This window comes from Avibacterium paragallinarum (assembly GCF_011765605.1).
Lineage (GTDB): Bacteria > Pseudomonadota > Gammaproteobacteria > Enterobacterales > Pasteurellaceae > Avibacterium > Avibacterium paragallinarum.
The window spans coordinates 320,108-342,470 of record NZ_CP050316.1; the positions used below are offsets into that span (position 1 = coordinate 320,108).

The window sequence follows — 22,363 nt, forward strand, 5'->3', positions numbered from 1 at the left end:
TTGCAAAGTGCGGTGAGATTTTTCATTATTTTTTTAGACTAAATTGGCATCATTAAGAACAGTTATACATTAAAACGGAAGTGCATTACATCGCCGTCTTGCACGATATAATCTTTCCCCTCTAAACGCCATTTGCCGGCTTCTTTTGCACCATTTTCGCCTTTGTATTGAATGAAATCTTCATAAGCAATCACTTCGGCACGGATAAAGCCTTTTTCAAAATCCGTATGAATAACTGCCGCCGCTTTTGGTGCAGTTGCGCCTACGGAAACTGTCCACGCACGCACTTCTTTCACCCCAGCGGTAAAATAGGTTTGCAAATTGAGTAAGGCGTAACCCGCACGAATTACACGGTTTAAGCCCGGTTCTTCAATGCCAAGATCTTGCAAAAATTCCACTTTTTCTTCATCGTCAAGTTCTGCGATTTCCGATTCAATCGCCGCACACACAGGCACAACCACCGCCCCTTCTTTTGCTGCGATCTCACGCACGCGGTCAAGATAAGGGTTATTTTCAAAACCGTCTTCGTTTACGTTAGCGATGTACATTGTCGGTTTAAGGGTGAGGAAGTTGTAACTTTTAATGGCGTGAAGTTCCTCTTTATCTAAATCAATTGAGCGAATCATTCCTGCATTTTCTAACACAGGCAGAATTTTTTCCATTACGCTTAATTCAAATTTCGCCTCTTTATCACCACCTTTAGCACGTTTTTGTAAACGCTGAATGGCTCGCTCACAGCTATCTAAATCCGCAAGGGCAAGCTCGGTGTTGATGGTGTCGATGTCTTCCGCAGGATCAATTTTGCCTGCAACGTGGACGATGTCGTCATTTTCAAAACAACGCACAACGTGTCCGATGGCATCAGTTTCACGGATATTCGCAAGGAATTTGTTACCTAACCCCTCGCCTTTACTCGCCCCTGCCACAAGCCCTGCAATATCCACAAATTCCATTGTGGTCGGTAATACTCGTTCAGGTTTAACGATTTCCGCTAATGCGTCCAAACGCGGATCAGGCATTGGCACAACACCGGTGTTTGGTTCAATGGTACAAAACGGATAATTCGCCGCTTCGATACCTGCTTTTGTTAATGCGTTAAAAAGGGTTGATTTACCCACATTCGGTAAACCCACGATACCACATTTGAATCCCATAATTTTTCCTTAATTTGTTTTATGCTTTAAAGCTATTGAGTCGATTTGTTGCTTTTGTAATGCCTTCTTTGATGAGAATTTCTACGCACGCGGCGGCTTCATCTAAGGCTTTATCAATCAGTTGCCAATCAGTTGGCGAAGGTTTGCCGAGTACATAGGCGGAAACTAGATTTTTATCACCGGGGTGTCCAATGCCTACACGCAGACGGTAGAAATTTTTATTATTGCCCAGTTGAGCAATGCTATCACGCAAACCGTTATGCCCACCGTGTCCGCCCCCTTGTTTAATTTTGGCAACACCGGGCGGGAGATCAAGCTCATCGTGAATAATCAGAATTTCTTCAGGTTTAATACGGTAAAAATTGGCTAATGCACTCACCGCTTTACCGCTTAAATTCATAAAGGTGGTAGGAACGAGAAAACGAATTTCTTCGCCAAAAATCACCGCTCTTGCCGTTTTACCGAAAAATTTACTTTCTTCTTTGAGCTGAAAATGAAACTGACGAGCAAGGCGATCAATCACCCATTCCCCTGCATTATGGCGCGTGTCGGAATATTTATCGCCGGGGTTAGCCAGCCCAACAATGAGTTTAATCTCTGACATACTTTCTTTAACTGGACAAAAATAGTGGGCTATTGTAGCGAAAAATGTTGTGAAAAACCAGCCAAAGCGGAACGATAACGTTAAAGCGAGGGTTCTAGCTGAACTCAATATAGAATCCAATTGAAGAACAAAATGAATTTATTTTTTCCTTTATTCTTTGGTTTCTCACCGCACTTTTCCGCTATAATAGCGGGCGTTTTTTATAGAAAGGTAATAGAAAGATAATATAAAGCAATGCCAAGCGTGAATCAACGAGCCTTAGTGCCTTACAGTGCCAAACAAATGTATGACTTAGTGAATAATTATGAACGCTACCCCGAGTTTGTTCCGGGGTGCGTGGAAAGTCGTACCTTAAACCGAAGTGAACGCGAACTAACCGCCGAACTGGTGATTAGCAAGGCAGGCATTCGTCAGCGTTTCACCACGCAAAATACCATGGTGGAAAATCAGCAAATTCAAATGCAACTGGTTGAAGGGCCTTTCAAATTTCTACAAGGGCAATGGCAATTTACAGAAATTGATGAACAATCTTGCCAAATTGTGTTAAAACTGGATTTTGAGTTTTCTAACCCCTTGATTGCAATGGCATTCGGGCAGATTTTTACCCATCTTACCAGCAAAATGATCGATGCGTTCAAGCAACGCGCTAAGGAGGTTTACGCCCAATGACAAAATTGAAAATCGAAGTGGCTTATGCCCTGCCAGATCGCTATTTTTTAAAAACCTTGCATATGGAACAAGGCACAACGGTGCAGACTGCCATTTTGCAATCGGGCATTTTGCATCAATTTAATGACATCGATCTGCGAGAAAATAAAATCGGCATTTTCAGCCGCCCTGCGAAGCTCACTGATGTGTTAGAAAATGGCGATCGTATCGAAATTTATCGCCCCTTGCTTGCTGATCCGAAAGAAATCCGCCGTAAGCGTGCGGCTCAGCAGTTGCAAGAACAGCAAGCACAAAAACAAGCGGAAAAAGAAGCGAAAAAACTCGCCAAACAGTTAGCTCAACAAGCCGACACCGAACCAACACAAGAGGACACCACCAATGCTTAAACTTTGCCTACCCGACAACATCAGCCCTGCTCAATTTTTGACAGAATATTGGCAAAAGAAACCCTTGTTAATTCGCAATGGATTGCTGCAAATTGTCGGGCAGTTTGAGCCTGAAGATATTCTTGAACTTGCTCAAGGGGAAGAGGTTACCGCACGCTTAATTAAGCAGCACAGCGATGATCATTGGGAACTAAAAGTAAGCCCGCTAGCAGAACAAGACTTCGCTCAGCTCCCCGCACAATGGACAGTATTAGTACAAAATATGGAACAATGGTCGCCAGAATTAGGGCAACTTTGGAATGCTTTTGGCTTTATTCCCCAATGGCAACGGGACGATATTATGGTGTCTTATGCCCCGCAAGGGGGATCGGTGGGTCGCCATTATGATGAATATGACGTGTTCCTCGTGCAAGGCTACGGACATCGCCGTTGGCAACTTGGCAAATGGTGCGATCCTAGCACAGAATTTAAACCTAACCAGCCAATTCGGATTTTTGATGATATGGGCGAGCTGGTGCTTGATGAAGTGCTTGCCCCTGGCGATGTGCTTTATGTGCCGTCCCGCTTATCTCATTACGGTGTGGCACAAGATGATTGTTTAACTTTTTCTTTCGGCTTGCGTTATCCGAATATTGCGGATATTTTTGAAAATCTCGGCAAAGCCTTCAATCAACCTAATTTAGAATTAGATTTAAACGAATTTTTCATTCCTTTACGCCTCAATCCTGAATTGCAAAAAACAGGCTTGTTGGCACAACAAAATATCGACACGATAAAACAGCAATTTATTCACCGCCTCGCACAAAGCCCGCAATTTGACGCACTTTTCAAGCAAGCCTTAGCCACCACCGTCAGCACCCGCCGCTATGAATTATTACCAACGGAGGGCGAATATGATCCCGATGAAGTGCGGTCGCTTTTGGAAGAGAATTGTCAGCTTTCGCAAGATAATAATTGCAAATTGCTCTACACGGAAAACCCGCTTCGCCTTTATGCCAACGGCGAATGGCTTGATGAACTCAACCCACTGGAAGCCCAGTTATTAAAACGCTTAGCTGATGGTGAATGTCTTGGTTTGCAGGAATTAAACGCCCTGTTAGAGGACGTACAAGATAAAGACAGCGTAATGGCATTGTTGCTCGACAGCCTATGCAACTGGCTTGATGATGGCTGGATATTATTGGATTAACGATGGAAAATAGTGCGATTTATTCTGTTTCACAACTTAACCAACAGGCACGCCGCTTGTTGGAGGGACAACTTGGCTCGGTGTGGCTCACGGGGGAGATTTCCAATTTCACCCAGCCCGTATCGGGGCATTGGTATCTCACCTTAAAAGACGAAAATGCCCAAGTACGTTGTGCAATGTTCCGAATGAAAAATTTGCGTGTCGCCTTTCGTCCACAAAATGGAATGCAAGTGCTGGTGCGGGCAAGCGTCAGCCTTTATGAACCGCGAGGGGATTATCAGCTCATTATCGAAACAATGCACCCTGCAGGTGAAGGCTTGTTGCAACAGCAATTTGAAGCCTTAAAAATGAAACTCGCTGCTGAGGGATTATTTGCACAAAACTTAAAGAAAAACCTACCGCACTTTTGTCGTAAGGTGGGAGTGATCACCTCGCCAACAGGGGCAGCATTGCAGGATATTTTGCACATTTTGCAACGTCGTGATCCTAGCCTGAATGTCATCATTTACCCAACCGCCGTGCAAGGGCAAGAGGCAACCGCCGAAATTGTACAGATGATCGAACTTGCCAATCGCCGGCAAGAAGTGGACGTGTTAATTGTCGGGCGGGGTGGCGGTTCGTTGGAAGATTTATGGTGCTTCAACGAAGAAGCCGTTGCCCGTGCGATTTTCCACTCCGCCATTCCCGTTATTAGTGCGGTTGGACACGAAACAGATGTAACCATTGCAGATTTTGTCGCTGATGTACGAGCGCCGACCCCTTCCGCCGCCGCAGAGTTGGTAAGCCGTGATCAGCAAGAACTAATACGACAGCTCAATGAGAAATGCCAGCGTTTAGAAATGGCACTAGATCGGCTATTTAATGAAAAAAGCCAATGGCTAAACCAACTTCAGCTCCGCCTGCAGAACCGCCACCCGCAGATTCAGTTGAATCAACAAAAATCGCACTTAGCTCAGTTAAATTATCGCCTACAATTCGCCATACAACGCAATGTTGATCGAAAAGCACAAGGGTTTGCAACGCAACGCCAGCATTTAGCTACCGCGATCACACAGTTTATCGCTAATAAAAAACAGCCTTTGCACCAACTGGAGCGACAATTACATAGCCGCCACCCGCAAAAACAGCTCAATCAACAAAAAGCCCAAATTCAACAACAGCGTTATGATTTACAGCTCGCAATGCAACGTTATCTCACAAAAACGCAGCAAAATCTCACCGCACTTTGCGAACGGCTCAACAACAACCCACTGCCTTACCAAATGCAAAAACACAGCCAACACCTGCAACAATTACAAGTGCGGTTGGATTTTGCCATAGAAAAAAAACTCAGCCAAAAACAAAACCACTTCGCCCAACTCTGCCAACGCTTAGACGGATTAAGCCCACTGAAAATTCTTTCAAGGGGATATTCGATTTCTGAAAATGAGAAAGGCATTGCAATTACGCAATGTCATCAAGTGAAAGTGGGGGAAATCCTTAAAACGAGATTGGCAAATGGTATGCTAATTAGCCGAGTTGAACATATCAAAGAGGAAATGAAAGCTTAAATTAATATATGGTTGTGGGATTTCAAAATAGTATTATGTTATCTCGCATTCAATTATTATTGATACTGCCTTTTGTTCATTACTTAATTTTACGTTGAACTTAAACTTTCGTAGTAATGGAGAATAAAAAAATTAAAAAAATTTCATTTTTGACTTGCAATCATTTTTTTTTACAATGGGGAGGATTTGGCCGGTTAATAGTGGCAAATCAAATGAAAACTTTGTTCATTTGTGGCTAAGGGAGCTTAGCCACTTTTTTATAACTATAGAAATCCTTTCTGTCTTAGGTTAATTTCTTAGGTTAATTTCGTATTGAATGTTTCATAATCCGATCTTTCGCCACTTTCCATTCACGATCTTTGATGTCATCGCGTTTGTCGTGTTGTTTTTTCCCTTTGGCAAGTCCGATTTTGATTTTTGCCCAAGGACCTTTCCAATAAAGAGAAAGGGCAACGAGGGTGTAGCCATCGCGGTTTGATTTGCCAAATAATGAAGCCAGTTCTTTTTGTTTGAGTAAGAGTTTTCGGGTGCGAGTTGGGTCGCAGACAATATGAGTAGAGGCAACATTTAACGGCTGAATGTTTGCTCCGAACAAATAGGCTTCCCCATTTTGGAAAATCACATAGCTGTCGCTGATATTGGCTTTGCCCGCTCGCATTGATTGCACTTCCCAGCCTTGCAAGGAAAGCCCCGCTTCGATCTCGTCTTCAATAAAATATTCAAATCTTGCCCGTTTATTTAATGCAATGGTATTGGAGGCGGGCTTGAGTTTTTTCTTTGTCATTGTGTTGTTGCTCAATCTAGTCAAATGATTATGCATTCTAACCAATCTCACAAAAAATCGCAAAAGCCCTTGCGTTGCTTGGCAATCTTTATAACAATGACAGCACATTTTTCTATTGAGTTCTCATTAATGAAATACAAAAATTTACGCGATTTTTTGCAGTTGTTAGAAGAACAAGGCGAGCTAAAACGCATTTCGCAACAAATCGATCCTTATTTAGAAATGACCGAAATTTCTGACCGCACTTTGCGAGCAGGTGGTCCTGCGTTACTATTTGAAAATCCGAAAGGTTTTGATATGCCCGTGTTATGCAATTTGTTTGGCACAGCAAAGCGGGTGGCATTAGGAATGGGGCAGGCTGATGTGTCGGCATTGCGGGAGGTTGGCAAGCTGCTCGCTTTTCTCAAAGAACCTGAGCCACCAAAAGGTTTCAAAGATTTATGGGCAACCTTGCCACAGTATAAACAAGTGCTAAATATGCCCGCTAAGGTGCTGAGTAAAGCACCTTGCCAAGAGGTGGTGTTGCGTGGTGATGAGGTGGATTTATACCGTCTGCCCATTATGCAATGCTGGAAAGAGGACATCGCACCGCTCATCACTTGGGGGCTGACGATTACCAAAGGGCCGAATAAAAAACGGCAAAATTTAGGCATTTATCGCCAGCAATTAATCGGCAAAAATAAATTGATTATGCGTTGGCTTTCTCATCGTGGCGGTGCGTTGGATTTCCAAGAATGGAAAGCACAAAATCCCGACAAGCCTTTCCCTGTTTCTGTGGCATTGGGGGCAGATCCTGCCACCATTCTTGCAGCAGTTACGCCCGTGCCAGATAGCCTTTCTGAATATGCCTTTGCGGGGCTGTTACGCGGCAATAAAACCGAAGTGGTGAAATCGGTGAGTAATGATCTTGATGTGCCAGCCAGTGCAGAAATTGTGTTGGAGGGCTATATTGACCCGAATGAAACCGCATTAGAAGGGCCTTATGGCGATCATACGGGGTATTATAACGAACAAGAATACTTCCCCGTTTTTACTGTAACGCATATCACAATGCGGAAAGAGCCGATTTATCATTCCACTTACACAGGACGACCACCTGATGAACCCGCGATTTTGGGCGAGGCGTTAAATGAAGTATTTATCCCTATTTTGCAAAAGCAATTTCCTGAAATTGTGGATTTTTATTTGCCTCCAGAGGGCTGTTCTTACCGCCTAGCGGTGGTTACGATGAAAAAACAATATGCGGGACACGCCAAGCGAGTGATGATGGGGGTGTGGTCATTCTTACGTCAATTTATGTACACCAAATTTGTGATTGTGTGCGATGATGATATTAACGCTCGCGATTGGAAAGATGTGATTTGGGCGATTACCACACGGAGCGATCCCGCTCGAGATTGCACCATCGTGGAAAATACGCCAATTGATTATCTGGATTTTGCTTCCCCCATTGCAGGGCTTGGCTCAAAAATGGGGATTGACGCGACAAACAAATGGCAAGGCGAAACAAGCCGAGAATGGGGCATTCCCATCAAAAAAGATCCTGATGTCGTGAAGCGTGTTGATGAGATTTGGGACAGTTTGGGGATTTTGGATAATTAAAAAAAAGTGCGGAATATAAGATAATAGCAAAAATATACCGCACTTTATTTTTTATATTTTTAATACTCGTTTTACTTCTTTCGCTTTTATTAAGAATTTTTTTCTCTCTTCGTTAGACATTTGACTGCTGGTTCCTGGTAATTTCACCGTGAGTGGATTTACAGGTCTGCCATTAATATGAAATTCATAATGCAAATGTGGGCCTGTTGAACGCCCAGTGTTCCCTGATAATGCAATACGTTGTCCACGTTTTACGGATTGCCCATTTTTGACTAACGGCTTACTTAAATGCATATAAATTGTTTGGTATTCTCGTCCATGACGAAGCATAATGTAGTTACCTGCCCCATTGGCTTGATAAGCAACTTTTTCAACAATTCCATCAGCAGGGGCAATAATCGGTGTACCAATAGCCATTGAGAAATCTACCCCTTTGTGTGGGCTAATTTTTCCTGTGACGGGATGCCGTCTATTTGGGTTAAAGGGAGAAGAAACTCGAGCTTGCCGCTGCATAGGGTATCTTGCGAATCCTTTTCCTAATGTTTCTCCCTTTTGGTTATAATATCGCCCATTATTTGATTGAATGGCGTAATAACTTTGACCATTAGTCTTTATGTGAATAGCTTCAACATTGCCTTGTCCCGTTAATTTGTTATCCAAATACTCTCGAGAAATGAGTAGGGCAAATTTATCTCCTGCTTTAAGTTTTTTCATACTAATTTGCCATTGAAGAGCCGTACTTAACTGATTTATCTGTTTTGAGTTTATTTCTTGGGCTTTTAGGCTTGCGGAAAAAGAACCTTTTATTTCGCCTTTTAAAATTTCCTTTTTCCAAATACTTTGTTTTTTTATAACTTGGCGTTTAAATTTATCATCATTTGTTCGCTCATAAATACGTTCTTCTTTCTGCGAAACTAGCCAGTTTAGGTATTCTAATTCTCCTTCTTTATTTATAGACCAGTAAAATTGTTGCCCAGCTTTTAATTTATTTAACTCTGGATCAAGTGAAATAAGAGTTTGACTGACATTATCTTCTAACCCAGCTTGCCCTAGAATATCCTGGAGTTTTTCACCTTGAACAACGGTATGGGAATATTGTTCTTTTATTCGTATAGCTTGATCAGCGACATTAAGTAAATCATATACTGCATTTCTAGCATTTTCAGGCAATGAAGATAGAGCGGTCTCATCTTCTTGATTTTGTAGCTCATCATATGAGGTTGCATCGTCAAGTTTGAAGCCCGAATGTATTTTTGAGCCCTCTGATACATTATCGTTTTCAGGTGTTAGATATTTATATTGCATTTCATCAGAGGAAAGTGTGAATGTATTTGGCTCAACATTATCTTTTACACTAAAAACGATACCTATTAGAATAGATAATATTGCTAGAACGAAGGCGATAGCTTTTATTTGTGATTTTCTTTTTCGTCTATCTCTAGCTAATTTTATATGCTGCACTACCTATAATCCTTTTATCATTTATTCTATGTTTTTATGACCCCAAAAGAGCCTAAAAATTCATTGATTAATTTTAGTTAAATTGTATTTAGAATAACGCATAAATTCTGCATTTAACTTGTTAAGTATGGCAAAATGAGCTATTTTAAGCCAATTTTTCATAATGTATAGAGATAAAATGCAAATTCATAGAATTAAGCCTCTTTTAATTGAGCTAAAAAATATCAACGTTCAATTTGAACAAAGAAATATTTTACAAAATATCAATTTATCTCTTTATCCCGATTCTGTGATCACCATTGTTGGTCCGAATGGCGGCGGGAAATCCACTTTACTCAAAGTTTTACTTAAATTGATTAAGCCAAGTTCGGGCGAAGTGATTTATCACAATAATGTGCGTATTGGCTATGTGCCGCAAAAAATTCACCTTGACCATAGCCTGCCTTTAACCGTAGAAAAATTTCTTGCACTAAAAAAAGGCGTAAGCAAATCTGAAATTGAAGCTGCGTTAGCTCTCCTTTCTATTTCCCATTTAAAGCAAAATGCAATGCAAAAGCTATCAGGAGGCGAAATGCAACGGGTGTTGTTAGCCAGAGCAATTTTGAATAAACCGAATTTGTTGGTGCTTGATGAACCTACTCAAGGGGTGGATATTGCTGGGCAGGCAGAGCTTTATCAGCTCATTCATCAAACACGAAAACAGCTGAATTGTGCGATTTTGATGGTATCGCACGATCTGCATATCGTGATGGCAGACACCAATGAAGTGCTGTGTATTAACCAACATATTTGTTGTGCTGGTACGCCTGAAATCGTGTCAAATGATCCGACGTTTAGACATTATTTTGGCAACCAGTTGTCGCACAATATCGCCCTTTATACCCATCATCATAATCATAAACACAATATTCACGGTGATGTGTGCTGCGGAAAGGAAATCACCCCAACGCAATGCGAACATCACCGCCATTAAAGAGAGGAAACAATGTTTGAGATTTTATTTCCCGCGTGGTTGAGTGGCATTTTGTTATCTTTTATTACCGCACCTTTAGGTGCATTTGTAGTATGGAGAAGAATGGCATATTTTGGCGATACGCTTTCCCATTCTGCTTTGCTAGGTGTGGCAATCGGGATATTTTTACAAGTTGATCCTTACCTAACCATTTTAATTCTCACTCTTTTGCTCGCCTTAGGAATGGTTTGGCTAGAAAGCAACACGCAATTTTCCGTGGATACCCTGCTTGGCATTATTGCACACAGTTGCCTCTCTTTAGGCGTAGTAACCGTGGGGTTACTGCAAAATGTTCGGGTGGATTTAATGAATTATTTATTTGGCGATCTACTGGCGATTAGCTATGAGGATCTTTATCTTATCGCCATTGGCGTTCTCGTGGTGGTGGGCTGCTTGTGGTATTACTGGAAACCGCTACTTTCCACCACCGTTAGCCTAGAGCTTGCACAAGTAGAAGGTATTAACATTCGTAAAATGCGTTTTGTATTAATGATTTTAACCGCCTTAACCATTGCCTTAAGTATGAAGTTTGTTGGTGCGTTAATCATCACTTCTTTGCTGATTATCCCCGCCGCCACTGCACGGCGTTTTGCCCGCACCCCAGAAGCGATGGTAGCGATTGGCGTCATCACCAGCATTCTTGCCGTATCATTTGGCTTAATGCTCTCCGCTTTCTACAACACCGCAGCAGGCCCTTCTGTGGTAATTAGTGCGACTTTTTTATTTCTGTTTTCTTTATTTAAAAGAGAAAAATCGTAAACAATGCACCGTACTTTATTATTTTGGAACTAAGCATAAAAATAAAGTGCGGTGTAAGTTTCTCTATTTTTTTTATTTAACAAACTTTATTTTACAAGAGTACAAAATTTCAACATAAGAAAATTTTTTCATTACTGCCCTTGAAATTTCTCTTTCGACCAACATTTTACTTCCATCAGTGAGTTGGGCTGCAAAATGTGAAAATTTTCTACCACACTTTGAATTTTATTCGCGTGTGAAAAAATGCAAAAAATTTGCAAAATTGCACTTGAAATTATGAAAGCCAGCCCAATTTAATCAAGCGTAAACAAATTAACCGAATTTTATTAGGAGAAAACATATTATGGGAAAAATTATTGGTATTGACTTAGGTACAACAAACTCTTGTGTGGCTGTAATGGACGGCGACAAACCGCGTGTTATTGAAAATGCGGAAGGGGATCGTACAACTCCGTCAATTATTGCTTATACAAATGATGGCGAAACCTTAGTAGGTCAGCCTGCGAAACGTCAAGCAGTAACAAATCCAAAAAATACTTTATTTGCAATCAAACGTTTAATCGGTCGTCGTTTTGAAGATCAAGAAGTACAACGTGATGTGAACATTATGCCATTTAGCATTGTGAAAGCAGACAACGGCGATGCGTGGGTTGAAGTGAAAGATGAAAAAATGGCACCACCGCAAATTTCTGCTGAAGTGTTGAAAAAAATGAAGAAAACAGCAGAAGATTTCTTAGGTGAGCCAGTCACTGAAGCTGTAATTACCGTACCTGCTTACTTCAACGATGCACAACGTCAAGCAACCAAAGATGCAGGCCGTATTGCAGGTTTAGATGTTAAACGTATTATTAACGAACCAACAGCAGCAGCACTTGCTTATGGTTTAGACAAAGGTAAAGGCAACCACACTATTGCGGTATATGACTTAGGTGGTGGTACATTTGACTTATCTATCATCGAAATTGATGAAGTAGATGGCGAAAAAACCTTTGAAGTATTAGCAACCAATGGTGATACTCACTTAGGTGGTGAAGACTTCGATAACCGTGTAATTAACTACTTAGTTGATGAGTTCAAAAAAGAGCAAGGTGTTGATTTACGCAACGATCCACTTGCAATGCAACGTTTGAAAGAAGCGGCAGAGAAAGCGAAAATCGAACTTTCTTCAGCACAACAAACTGATGTGAACTTACCTTACATCACTGCAGATGCAACAGGGCCAAAACACTTAAACATTAAATTAACTCGTGCGAAATTAGAAGCCTTAGTAGAAGATTTAGTAGCACGCTCATTAGAGCCTGTAAAAGTGGCATTGAAAGATGCAGGTTTAAGCGTATCAGACATTGATGACGTGATCTTAGTAGGTGGTCAAACTCGTATGCCATTAGTACAACAAAAAGTGGCTGAGTTCTTTGGCAAAGAGCCTCGTAAAGATGTGAACCCTGATGAAGCTGTTGCAATCGGTGCGGCAATTCAAGGTGGTGTATTAGCAGGTGATGTGAAAGACGTATTGTTATTAGACGTAACCCCGCTTTCATTAGGTATCGAAACAATGGGTGGCGTGATGACTACCTTAATTGAGAAAAACACAACGATTCCAACGAAGAAATCACAAGTGTTCTCAACCGCTGAAGATAACCAAAGTGCAGTAACCATTCACGTGTTACAAGGTGAGCGTAAACAAGCGTCTGCCAACAAATCGCTAGGTCAATTTAACCTAGAAGGTATTAACCCTGCACCACGCGGTATGCCACAAATTGAAGTAACTTTTGATATTGACGCGGACGGTATTATCCACGTTTCAGCGAAAGATAAAGGTACAGGTAAAGAACAACAAATTACCATTAAAGCGTCATCTGGTTTAAGCGAAGATGAAATCCAACAAATGGTGCGTGATGCAGAAGCCAATGCAGAAGCTGACCGTAAATTTGAAGAATTAGTTCAAGCGCGTAACCAAGCTGATCACCTTGTTCACAGCACACGCAAACAGTTAAGCGAAGTGGGTGATAAATTATCTGCAGAAGACAAAGCACCGATTGAAGCAGCGGTAAGCGAACTTGAAACCGCAGCAAAAGGTGAAGATAAAGCAGAAATTGAAGCGAAAATCCAAGCCTTAGTGCAGGCTTCGCAAAAACTAATGCAAGCGGCACAGCAACAAGGTCAAGCCGATGCACAACCACAACCACAACAAAACGGCAACGATGATGTGGTAGATGCTGAGTTTGAAGAAGTGAAAGATAATAAATAATTGATTTTCAATTATAAAATTAAAGGGCATAGCAATATGCCCTTTTAGCGTATAAAAAGGATAACAATGGCAAAACGAGATTATTATGAAGTGCTTGGCGTTGAACGTGGGGCTGACGAGAAAGCGATTAAAAAAGCCTACAAACGCCTTGCAATGAAGTTGCACCCTGACCGCAATCAAGGGGACAAAGACGCGGCGGAGAAATTCAAAGAAGTGCAAGAAGCCTATGAAATTCTAGGTGATAAAGAAAAACGTGCTGCTTACGATCAATATGGACACCAAGCCTTTGAACAAGGTGGATTTGGTGGCGGTGCTGGCGGCGGTTTTGGTGGCTTCAGCGGTGCTGATTTTGGCGATATTTTTGGTGATATGTTCGGCGATATTTTCGGTGGTGGTCGCTCACGCCAACAGCGTGTTGTGCGCGGTGAAGATTTACGCTACGACATCGAAATTACCCTAGAAGAAGCGGTTCGTGGAACGAAAAAAGAAATTCAGTTTGATACCTTGGCAGAATGTGATCATTGCCACGGCACTGGGGCCGAAAAAGATTCTAAAGTGGAAACCTGTCCAACCTGTCACGGAGCAGGTCGAGTGCGTCATCAACGTGGTTTCTTTGTGACGGAAGATGTCTGTCCAACTTGTCACGGAACAGGTAAAAAAATTGAAAATCCGTGTAAAAAATGCCACGGTGAAGGACGCGTTTACAAGAAGAAAAATCTTTCCGTTACCATTCCAGCAGGCGTGGATACCGGCAACCAATTACGCTTAGCTGGTGAAGGCGCAGCAGGGGAGTTTGGTGCGCCAGCGGGGGATTTATATGTGGTGATTCACGTTAAACCGCACCATATTTTTGAGCGTGATGGTAATAATCTTTACTGCGAAGTGCCAATTAGTTTCACAATGGCAGCGCTTGGCGGTGAAATTGAAGTGCCAACCCTTGATGGTCGCTTAAAAGTGAAAATCCCAGCAGAAACTCAAACAGGCAAATCTTTGCGTTTACGCGGTAAAGGCATTAAGTCTGTGAGAACAGGTTATACAGGGGATCTCATCTGCAAAGTGATTGTGGAAACCCCAGTGAAACTCAACGCTGAACAGAAAGAGTTATTAAGAAAATTTGAAGAAAGCCTTGAAAGCGGTAAGAAAAAACACCGCCCGAAATCTTCAAGTTTCTTTGACGGTGTGAAAAAGTTTTTTGATAATTTAGGCAAATAGCTTGTTAAATTCGTTGAAATAGTGAATTCAAGCAGGATTATTTGAACTAAACCAGTCTTCAAATTAAAAACGATCGCATTTTATAAAGTGCGGTCGTTTTTTTATGTTTTTTGTGATAGCTATCACGGTTGTGCTTGAATAAGCTATTGCATAATAACTATAAATGCTATAAAATTCGCCCGTTTTTGCTTTAGATAAAGCAAGTGAAATTTCGTTCTTCTGCGTTGCAGAAAATTGTTTTAATCATATAGAGGAATAAGATTATTAAAACCGTAAAAAAAGCACCAACAACAAATCGCCCAAATCGCATTAACGAAGAAATTCGGGCGAAGGAAGTTCGCTTGATTGACCAAGATGGTGAGCAAGCAGGAATTGTCAGTCTGCAAGAGGCTTTAAATAAAGCGGAAGAAGTAAATCTCGATCTCGTGGAAATCAGCCCAAATGCTGAGCCACCAGTTTGCCGTATTATGAATTACGGTAAGTTTCTTTATGAAAAAGGCAAAGCAGCAAAAGAGCAGAAGAAAAAGCAAAAAGTTGTTCAAGTTAAAGAAATTAAATTCCGTCCAGGAACAGATGAAGGTGATTACCAAGTTAAATTGCGTAGCATCTTACGTTTCTTGGAAGATGGCGATAAAGTAAAAATTACCGTGCGTTTCCGTGGACGCGAAATGGCTCACCAAGATATTGGTTTAAATGTGTTAGAGCGTGTTAAACAAGACACCTCAGAAATCGCAATGATTGAGTCAGCACCAGGTAAATTAGAAGGTCGCCAAGCTGTAATGGTGATTGCACCGAAGAAAAAATAATTTTATTTCTTGCTTAAAGCGGATGGATCTTATAGAATTCATCCGTTTTTCTTTGCAGAAAAACAAAGTGATAATCAGGTAAACTACGCAACCTGATTTCCTTGTGTATGATAGCCTTTGGCTAACAAATAGAAATAATTAGTGCTTTACAAGTAATTTATTATTAAATTGATAAATTCGCCTAATTATCCAACCTAACTTAAACAATGCGGAGTTATTTAAACAATGCCTAAAATTAAAACAGTACGTGGTGCTGCGAAGCGTTTCAAAAAAACAGCTTCTGGCGGTTTCAAACGTAAACAATCTCACTTACGTCATATTTTGACTAAGAAAACCACTAAACGTAAACGTCATCTACGTCATAAATCAATGGTTGCGAAAGCAGACCAAGTTTTAGTTGTAGCCTGCTTGCCATACGCATAAGCGTAAACAAGTAAAGCGTACGTCAAGTGAATTTTAGTTAATAATATTGTATAGGAGATTAAATAATGGCTCGTGTAAAACGTGGTGTTATTGCAAGGGCTCGCCATAAGAAAATTCTTAAGGCAGCTAAAGGTTATTATGGTGCACGTTCACGTGTTTATCGCGTTGCGTTCCAAGCTGTAATTAAAGCAGGTCAATATGCTTATCGCGACCGCCGTCAACGTAAACGTCAATTCCGTCAATTATGGATTGCGCGTATCAATGCTGCGGCACGTCAAAATGGCTTATCTTACAGCAAATTTATCAACGGCTTGAAAAAAGCATCTGTTGAAATCGATCGTAAGATCCTTGCTGATATTGCAGTATTCGACAAAGTTGCATTTGCAGCATTAGTTGAAAAAGCAAAATCTGCGCTTTAATTTTTAAAGACTGATTGTGAAAGGACGCTACATAGCGTCCTTTTTCTTATAAGCCGATTTTACCCAAATACGCATAAGAATGATTTATCAAGGTTTTTTATCCGCTTAAAGTGCGGTGAAAAAATGATGAGTTTTCTCACCGCACTTTGCCCTGTAGGGGCAGACCTATGTGTCCGTCCGTATAAAACGAAAAACAAAGTGCGGTGCAAATTTTATTTATTTTTTGATTGTTTTTAGTAAACTTGCCCACAAATAGATAAACAGAAAACCTTGAAAATCATTCATACAATTTATCATTTCACGCCTAATGAAAGCGGACGTGATCCTATATATAAAACCAATGAAAAATACAAAACACAAACAACCATTTAGCCCATTACAAAAAGCCTTATTTGCTCAATTAACGGAGATGATGAACGTAGATTATCGCCGTCTGCAAGGGCGAATTAAAGGGCTACATCAAATCAAAAATCCACAAACCCAAGAAAAAGTCGCAGCAGAAATTCAATTACAAATTCAGCAAGCGCAAGCACGTTTACAGCAACGAGAAAGTGCGGTGGGAAAAATTGAATTTCCTGAAAACTTGCCAGTAAGCCAGCGCAAAGATGAAATTCTCAAAGCCATTGAGCAAAACCAAGTAGTGATTATCGCGGGGGAAACGGGGTCAGGTAAAACCACCCAATTGCCGAAAATGTGCCTTGCATTAGGTCGTGGAAAAGAAGGCTTGATTGGGCATACTCAGCCTCGCCGTATCGCTGCGAGATCGGTGGCGACTCGCATTGCCGAAGAGCTATATTGTGAGCTAGGCGATTTAGTGGGTTATAAGGTTCGCTTCAACGATCAAATTAGCGATAATACGCAAATCAAATTAATGACAGATGGTATTTTGCTCGCTGAAATTCAAAGTGATCCTTTTTTAAATCAATACGATACTTTGATCATTGACGAAGCCCACGAACGCAGCCTGAATAACGATTTTATTCTTGGTTATTTAAAACAGCTGCTGCCAAAACGCCCAGATTTAAAAGTGATTATCACCTCGGCAACCATTGATGTGGAGCGTTTTTCGCATCATTTTAATAATGCGCCAATTATTGAAGTTTCGGGGCGAACTTATCCTGTGGAAGTGCGTTATCGCCCTGTGGCGGAAACGGAAGAACAAGATCAAATCCAATCTATTCTCAATGCTGTTGATGAATTGCAGGCAGAGGGGTGGGGCGACATTTTGATTTTCCTAAATGGTGAGCGTGAAATTCGTGACACCGCAGAAGCCTTGGAAAAACAGCACTTAAAACACACTGAAATTTTACCGCTCTTTGCTCGCTTATCGGCACAAGAGCAAAATAAAATTTTTCATCCAAGTGGCTTAAATCGCATTGTGCTTGCCACCAACGTGGCAGAAACTTCACTGACCGTTCCAGGGATTAAATATGTGATCGACCCCGGCACGGCACGCATTTCCCGTTATAGCTACCGCACCAAAGTGCAACGCTTGCCTATTGAGCCGATTTCGCAAGCTTCAGCAAATCAACGCAAAGGGCGTTGTGGACGGGTATCCGAAGGGATTTGTATCCGCCTTTATTCAGAAGAGGATTTTAATCAGCGCTCAGAATTTACCGATCCTGAAATTTTGCGTACTAATCTCGCCTCGGTCATTTTACAAATGACCGCTCTTGGGCTAGATGATATTAGTGCATTTCCTTTCGTCGATGCCCCTGACAAACGTCATATTCAAGATGGCATTAAGTTGTTGGAAGAATTGCAAGCCTTCCAAATCGTGAAAACTAAGCACGGCGAAAAACGCCAGCTTACGCAAATTGGACGCCAGCTTGCTCAGCTACCTGTTGATCCCCGCTTGGGTAAAATGTTGCTGAGTGCTGTAAACAGCAATGCGTTGCACGAAGTGATGATCATTGTGGCGGCACTTTCAATTCAAGATCCTAGAGAGCGTCCACAAGAAAAACAACAAGCGGCAGATGAAAAACATCGCCGTTTTGCAGATAAAAAATCAGATTTTCTCGCATTCTTAAATTTGTGGAATTATCTGCAAGAACAGCAAAAAGCCTTAAGCAAAAATCAGTTCCGCCGTTTGTGTCAGAAAGATTATTTGAGTTATATCCGCGTACGCGAATGGCAGGATATTTATCATCAAATTCGTTTAACCGTGCGTGAAATGGGCTTACCGATTAATTCGCAAGTAGCAGAATATCCGCAAATTCACACCGCACTTTTATCGGGTTTGCTTTCTCATATTGGTATGAAAGAAGCGGAAAAACAGCAATATTTAGGCGCAAGAAATGCCCATTTTGCGATTTTTCCTAATTCCGTGCTATTCAAGAAGCAGCCCAAATGGTGTATGGCAGCGGAATTAGTGGAAACCTCAAAATTATGGGGACGAATGGTGGCTGAGATCGATCCCGAATGGATCGAGCCATTGGCACAGCATTTAGTGAAAAAATCTTATGCCGAGCCTCGCTGGTCAAAATCCAAAGGGGCGGTTATCGCCAATGAAAAAGTCACCCTTTATGGTGTGCCGATTGTGGCAAGTCGCCCGGTGAACTATGGCAAAATTGATCCGGCGGTAAGCCGTGAAATTTTTATTCAATCTGCCTTGGTGGAAGGAAATTGGCACACGAAACACACCTTCTTCTTGCAAAATCAACGGCTGATTCGCGAAGTGGAAGAGTTAGAGCACAAAACGCGCCGCCGAGATATTTTGGTGGACGAACGCCGTTTATTTGAATTTTATGATCAACGCATTGGCACAGAAGTGGTGTCGCAAAAGCATTTTGATACTTGGTGGAAAAAAGCGCGGCAAAAAGATCCTGAATTGCTGAATTTTGAAAAAGCCTTTCTCACCAATGACAACGCCAATGTCAGCGAGCTAGATTTCCCTAATTTCTGGCATCAAGGCAATTTAAAATTAAAGCTTAGCTATCAATTTGAACCGGGTATGGAAGCCGATGGCGTAACCGTGCATATTCCTTTGCCACTGCTTAACCAAGTGGAAATGCAGGGTTTTGACTGGCAAATTCCGGGTTTACGCAAAGAGTTGATTATCGCCCTGATTAAATCTTTACCAAAAACATTACGCCGCCATTTTGTTCCAGCACCGAATTATGCGGAAGCCTTTCTTGGGCGCGTGAATGATGTGGACAAACCCTTGCTAGAAACGCTGTCTGCAGAATTACGCAAAATCACGGGTGTTTATGTAGCCCCTGATGAATGGAATCTCGCGCAAATTCCACCGCACTTAACAATGACATTCCGCGTGGTTAATGAGAAAGGTAAGAAAATTGCCGAGAGCAAAAATTTAGATGAACTCAAAGTGAGTTTGAAAGCGCAAGTGCAGGAAACCTTGTCAGCGGTGGCAGACGAAGGCATTGAGCAAACAGGGATTCATTTATGGAATTTCGATCAATTACCACAATATTATGAGCAGAAAAAACAAGGCTTTACCATCAAAGCCTATCCTGCCATTGTGGACGAAAAAGATTCTGTTGGGATCAAATTATTTGAAACAGAATTTGAGCAGGCTGTCGCAATGGAACAGGGGCTACGCCGCTTATTATTGCTTAACGTGCCATCGCCGATAAAATATCTACACGAAAAACTGCCTAACAAATCAAAATTAGGGCTGTATTTCACACCATTTGGCAAAGTGCTGGAATTGATTGACGATTGTATCGCCTGCGCTGTGGATAAATTGGTGCAAGATTTCGGTGGTTTTGTGTGGAATGAGCAGGATTTTGAACGCCTAAAAGACTATATTCGAGCTAATTTAAACGAAACCACAGTGGATATTGCCAAACAGGTGGAAGAGATTCTGACGCTCGTGTTTGAAATCAACAAACGCTTAAAAGGCAAAATGGATTTCACCTTAGCCTTTGCCCTTTCAGATATTAAAGCGCAAATTAACCATCTTATTTACCCAAACTTTGTGCAGAAAACAGGCTATCAACGCTTGCCAGATTTATTACGTTATTTGCAAGCCATTGATAAACGCATTGACAAATTATTGCAAGATCCCAACCGTGATCGTGCCGCAATGTTGCGAGTAGAAAACGTAGAAAAGGCGTATCAGCAGTTATTATTAAAATTGCCAAAATCCAAGCCAATCCCTGCAGAAGTGGCAGAGATCCCTTATATGATCGAGGAACTACGCGTCAGCCTATTCGCCCAACAACTCGGCACGAAATATCCTATTTCAGATAAACGGATTTTGAATGTGATTAATGAGGTGGGGTAGCAGTACAATTATTGAAAAATCACCGCACTTTATTTATTGCTTTTTTCTTGGCGTAGCTAACGGGGTTCGCCGTTGGCGACTTCCTTTCTTTTGCGTTCCCAAAAGAGAGTAAGCAAACCCGATCATTGTCAAATTTCTCTTACTTTCAGACTGTGTTATTTTGTCTGTAAGTGAGAAATTTGACGAACTCGCTTTTTCCTCATTTCGATAAAATTTTCTTAACGAAAAATCAGCCTGATGTTCGCTTCGCTCTCGCTCGGAGTGATTTTCCTAAAAATTTTATCTCCACTCGGGCGGTTTGGACGGGGAAATTCGGTTAGAGTGAATTTTAAAGTGCGGTAGGAATTCTATAATTTTTGAAACTCTGTGGAAAATGACCGCACTTTATTAGTTGCTTTTTTCTTTGAGATTATTAACGGATTTCGCCGTTGGCGACTTACTTTCTTTTGCGTTCCCAAAAGAAAGTAAGCAAAGAAAAGGGAACCCCGATCAAACCGCTTTTCCTCATTCCGATAAAATTTTCTTCACGAAAAATCAGCCTGATATTCGCTTCGCTCTCGCTCGGCGTGATTTTCCTAAAAATTTTATCTCCATTCGGGCGGTTTGGATGGGGAATGTAACGCTAAATTTTAAGGGCGGTGGTTTTTTGAAATTTTTAAAATTTTGTGAAAAATGGCCGCACTTTTGCTCTTACAAAATAGGAAAATTCTACTTTGGTCTAATTTTCAAACAAAATGTAGAAGAGAGAAAGAATTAATTTCCCGTGTAAATTGCCTTCATTTTTAACAAATTTTTAGAAAAGTAACGCCTGAACGCAGCGAAGCGAGTATGGGCTTACTTTTCGTTAAGAAAATTTGTAAGAAATGAAGGTAAGCAATTTAGCCGGGGGCTTTTTTCTTTGCCTACTTTCTTTTGAGCAAGCAAAAGAAAGTAGGTCGCTCAACGAGCGAAACTGGTTATTAATCACAAAGAAAAAAGCGATTTAACGCGACATAAAAACTTTACTTGCTTCCATTAGGGGACGCAAAAGAAAGTAGGTCGCTCAACGAGTGAAATCCGTTATTAATCACAAAGAAAAACTAGATTTAACATAGAATAAATAACTTAAATATAAAGTGCGGTGGAAATTTTTCAGATATTAAAAATCTCAGAAAATTACACCGCACTTATTATTTTTCATAACTTAACCTTAAACATCATAAGTGCCCATTACGCTCGCTTGCGCAAGGATATGGTTTTGCATCGCGAAGTGTAAGTCATTAAATCTAAAACCTGCTTTAAGATCGAGTTTGGTGTCTAAGGCGTAAACGATTAATTCATAGCGGTGGCGGCAATTTGGTGGTGCCATTCCGCCGTAGAATGAGGCTTCAGCGATGTCGAATTTGCCTAATACACTCGCCCAGCTGTTTGTGCCTTGCACATAATCTGTCGCACTTTGGCTTTCATTTTCTTGCACGGAGGTGCGTTCTAAATTGGCAATGAGCCAATGTATCCACACAAAACCGCTGGCGGTAATAGCATCTTTATCTTCTAACACCACAGCGAAAGATTTTGTGCCTTCTGGGGCATTTTCAATTTCAAAAGGAATAGAGTAAGTTGGCATTCCGTTTGGGCTAAATTGTGTGCCGCGTTTTCCATATTTATCCAAAAATACACCTTGTTCAATGGCTTGGCTGGTTACTTTCATCCTGTTCTCCTTAATGAAGTCGTTAATAACGAGAAAATTAACAATAGCAAAAATATTTCTTAAAAATTTTAACTGTTTGTTAATAATTTATTGAAAAAAATAAATCAAAGAAATGATTTATTTGAATGGGATCACAGTAAATTCTAAGA

18 protein-coding genes are annotated in these 22,363 nt (G+C 41.2%); 13 read left to right on the forward strand and 5 right to left on the reverse strand.

The window, feature by feature from the left end:
- Positions 1–62: 62 nt before the first annotated feature.
- Both ychF and pth read right to left on the reverse strand, forming a co-directional pair.
- Positions 63–1,154 carry a redox-regulated ATPase YchF gene (ychF, locus tag HBL79_RS01700; RefSeq protein WP_017806972.1) on the reverse strand — a complete coding sequence of 364 codons (1,092 nt, stop codon included), beginning with the start codon at positions 1,152–1,154 and terminating at the stop codon, positions 63–65.
- Positions 1,155–1,173: 19 nt separating this feature from the next.
- Entirely contained in the window at positions 1,174–1,758 is a 585-nt protein-coding gene (gene pth, locus HBL79_RS01705) for an aminoacyl-tRNA hydrolase (protein ID WP_046097326.1), read from the reverse strand.
- A gap of 234 nt (positions 1,759–1,992) precedes the next feature.
- Here pth and HBL79_RS01710 point away from each other — a divergent pair, with 234 nt between their 5' ends.
- The 4 genes from HBL79_RS01710 to xseA are packed head-to-tail and all read left to right on the forward strand — an operon-like array spanning position 1,993 to position 5,552.
- Complete coding sequence (locus tag HBL79_RS01710) at positions 1,993–2,427, forward strand: type II toxin-antitoxin system RatA family toxin (protein ID WP_046097327.1); 435 nt, start codon at positions 1,993–1,995, stop codon at positions 2,425–2,427.
- The gene (locus HBL79_RS01715) at positions 2,424–2,813 is read left to right on the forward strand and encodes an RnfH family protein (RefSeq protein WP_017806969.1); all 390 of its coding nucleotides are present in this window, start codon (positions 2,424–2,426) and stop codon (positions 2,811–2,813) included. The genes HBL79_RS01710 and HBL79_RS01715 overlap by 4 nt, the downstream gene beginning before the upstream one ends.
- Entirely contained in the window at positions 2,806–4,002 is a 1,197-nt protein-coding gene (locus HBL79_RS01720) for a ribosomal protein uL16 3-hydroxylase (protein ID WP_046097328.1), read from the forward strand. The genes HBL79_RS01715 and HBL79_RS01720 overlap by 8 nt, the downstream gene beginning before the upstream one ends.
- Before the next feature lie 2 nt (positions 4,003–4,004).
- Positions 4,005–5,552, forward strand: a complete 1,548-nt coding sequence (xseA, locus tag HBL79_RS01725) for an exodeoxyribonuclease VII large subunit (RefSeq protein WP_046097329.1) — start codon at positions 4,005–4,007, stop codon at positions 5,550–5,552.
- Positions 5,553–5,853: 301 nt separating this feature from the next.
- Here the strand turns inward: xseA and smpB are convergent, their stop codons facing one another.
- Entirely contained in the window at positions 5,854–6,336 is a 483-nt protein-coding gene (gene smpB, locus HBL79_RS01730) for an SsrA-binding protein SmpB (RefSeq protein WP_017806966.1), read from the reverse strand.
- A gap of 129 nt (positions 6,337–6,465) precedes the next feature.
- Between smpB and ubiD the strand changes: the two genes are divergently transcribed.
- Positions 6,466–7,938 carry a 4-hydroxy-3-polyprenylbenzoate decarboxylase gene (gene ubiD / locus HBL79_RS01735; protein WP_017806965.1) on the forward strand — a complete coding sequence of 491 codons (1,473 nt, stop codon included), beginning with the start codon at positions 6,466–6,468 and terminating at the stop codon, positions 7,936–7,938.
- Between the two features lie 51 nt (positions 7,939–7,989).
- On the opposite strand, the gene mepM is transcribed toward ubiD, so the two are convergent.
- The gene (mepM, locus tag HBL79_RS01740) at positions 7,990–9,399 is read right to left on the reverse strand and encodes a murein DD-endopeptidase MepM (RefSeq protein ID WP_017806964.1); all 1,410 of its coding nucleotides are present in this window, start codon (positions 9,397–9,399) and stop codon (positions 7,990–7,992) included.
- Positions 9,400–9,577: 178 nt separating this feature from the next.
- Between mepM and znuC the strand changes: the two genes are divergently transcribed.
- The 8 genes from znuC to hrpA all read left to right on the forward strand — a co-directional run bounded on the left by znuC (position 9,578) and on the right by hrpA (position 20,527).
- On the forward strand, positions 9,578–10,372 hold the full coding sequence (gene znuC / locus HBL79_RS01745) for a zinc ABC transporter ATP-binding protein ZnuC (protein WP_021724575.1): 795 nt from the start codon (positions 9,578–9,580) through the stop codon (positions 10,370–10,372).
- A 12-nt stretch (positions 10,373–10,384) separates the two neighbouring features.
- On the forward strand, positions 10,385–11,170 hold the full coding sequence (gene znuB / locus HBL79_RS01750; RefSeq protein ID WP_017806962.1) for a zinc ABC transporter permease subunit ZnuB: 786 nt from the start codon (positions 10,385–10,387) through the stop codon (positions 11,168–11,170).
- Positions 11,171–11,513: 343 nt separating this feature from the next.
- Complete coding sequence (gene dnaK / locus HBL79_RS01755; protein ID WP_046097330.1) at positions 11,514–13,418, forward strand: molecular chaperone DnaK; 1,905 nt, start codon at positions 11,514–11,516, stop codon at positions 13,416–13,418.
- A gap of 66 nt (positions 13,419–13,484) precedes the next feature.
- Positions 13,485–14,630 (forward strand): molecular chaperone DnaJ, encoded by a 1,146-nt coding sequence (gene dnaJ, locus HBL79_RS01760; protein ID WP_046097331.1) that lies wholly within the window; start codon positions 13,485–13,487, stop codon positions 14,628–14,630.
- 341 nt (positions 14,631–14,971) lie between these two features.
- Positions 14,972–15,436, forward strand: a complete 465-nt coding sequence (gene infC, locus HBL79_RS01765; RefSeq protein ID WP_035688343.1) for a translation initiation factor IF-3 — start codon at positions 14,972–14,974, stop codon at positions 15,434–15,436.
- Positions 15,437–15,661: 225 nt separating this feature from the next.
- Positions 15,662–15,859: a 50S ribosomal protein L35 gene (rpmI, locus tag HBL79_RS01770; protein ID WP_005596065.1), complete on the forward strand. Its 198-nt coding sequence runs from the start codon at positions 15,662–15,664 to the stop codon at positions 15,857–15,859.
- A 65-nt stretch (positions 15,860–15,924) separates the two neighbouring features.
- Positions 15,925–16,278 (forward strand): 50S ribosomal protein L20, encoded by a 354-nt coding sequence (rplT, locus tag HBL79_RS01775; RefSeq protein WP_005546410.1) that lies wholly within the window; start codon positions 15,925–15,927, stop codon positions 16,276–16,278.
- A 340-nt stretch (positions 16,279–16,618) separates the two neighbouring features.
- On the forward strand, positions 16,619–20,527 hold the full coding sequence (gene hrpA / locus HBL79_RS01780) for an ATP-dependent RNA helicase HrpA (RefSeq protein WP_124994864.1): 3,909 nt from the start codon (positions 16,619–16,621) through the stop codon (positions 20,525–20,527).
- A 1,189-nt stretch (positions 20,528–21,716) separates the two neighbouring features.
- On the opposite strand, the gene HBL79_RS01785 is transcribed toward hrpA, so the two are convergent.
- Positions 21,717–22,214 carry a YbhB/YbcL family Raf kinase inhibitor-like protein gene (locus tag HBL79_RS01785; protein ID WP_046097334.1) on the reverse strand — a complete coding sequence of 166 codons (498 nt, stop codon included), beginning with the start codon at positions 22,212–22,214 and terminating at the stop codon, positions 21,717–21,719.
- Between the last annotated feature and the right edge of the window lie 149 nt (positions 22,215–22,363).

Bases quoted from the DNA above. Each gene is read 5' to 3' on its own strand.
- rplT (WP_005546410.1), top strand. From the start codon at position 15,925: ATGGCTCGTGTAAAACGTGGTGTTATTGCAAGGGCTCGCCATAAGAAA.
- smpB (WP_017806966.1), bottom strand. From the start codon at position 6,336: ATGACAAAGAAAAAACTCAAGCCCGCCTCCAATACCATTGCATTAAAT.
- xseA (WP_046097329.1), top strand. From the start codon at position 4,005: ATGGAAAATAGTGCGATTTATTCTGTTTCACAACTTAACCAACAGGCA.
- pth (WP_046097326.1), bottom strand. From the start codon at position 1,758: ATGTCAGAGATTAAACTCATTGTTGGGCTGGCTAACCCCGGCGATAAA.
- znuB (WP_017806962.1), top strand. From the start codon at position 10,385: ATGTTTGAGATTTTATTTCCCGCGTGGTTGAGTGGCATTTTGTTATCT.
- ychF (WP_017806972.1), bottom strand. From the start codon at position 1,154: ATGGGATTCAAATGTGGTATCGTGGGTTTACCGAATGTGGGTAAATCA.
- HBL79_RS01720 (WP_046097328.1), top strand. From the start codon at position 2,806: ATGCTTAAACTTTGCCTACCCGACAACATCAGCCCTGCTCAATTTTTG.
- dnaK (WP_046097330.1), top strand. From the start codon at position 11,514: ATGGGAAAAATTATTGGTATTGACTTAGGTACAACAAACTCTTGTGTG.
- hrpA (WP_124994864.1), top strand. From the start codon at position 16,619: ATGAAAAATACAAAACACAAACAACCATTTAGCCCATTACAAAAAGCC.
- dnaJ (WP_046097331.1), top strand. From the start codon at position 13,485: ATGGCAAAACGAGATTATTATGAAGTGCTTGGCGTTGAACGTGGGGCT.
- znuC (WP_021724575.1), top strand. From the start codon at position 9,578: ATGCAAATTCATAGAATTAAGCCTCTTTTAATTGAGCTAAAAAATATC.
- HBL79_RS01710 (WP_046097327.1), top strand. From the start codon at position 1,993: ATGCCAAGCGTGAATCAACGAGCCTTAGTGCCTTACAGTGCCAAACAA.
- HBL79_RS01715 (WP_017806969.1), top strand. From the start codon at position 2,424: ATGACAAAATTGAAAATCGAAGTGGCTTATGCCCTGCCAGATCGCTAT.
- rpmI (WP_005596065.1), top strand. From the start codon at position 15,662: ATGCCTAAAATTAAAACAGTACGTGGTGCTGCGAAGCGTTTCAAAAAA.
- HBL79_RS01785 (WP_046097334.1), bottom strand. From the start codon at position 22,214: ATGAAAGTAACCAGCCAAGCCATTGAACAAGGTGTATTTTTGGATAAA.
- ubiD (WP_017806965.1), top strand. From the start codon at position 6,466: ATGAAATACAAAAATTTACGCGATTTTTTGCAGTTGTTAGAAGAACAA.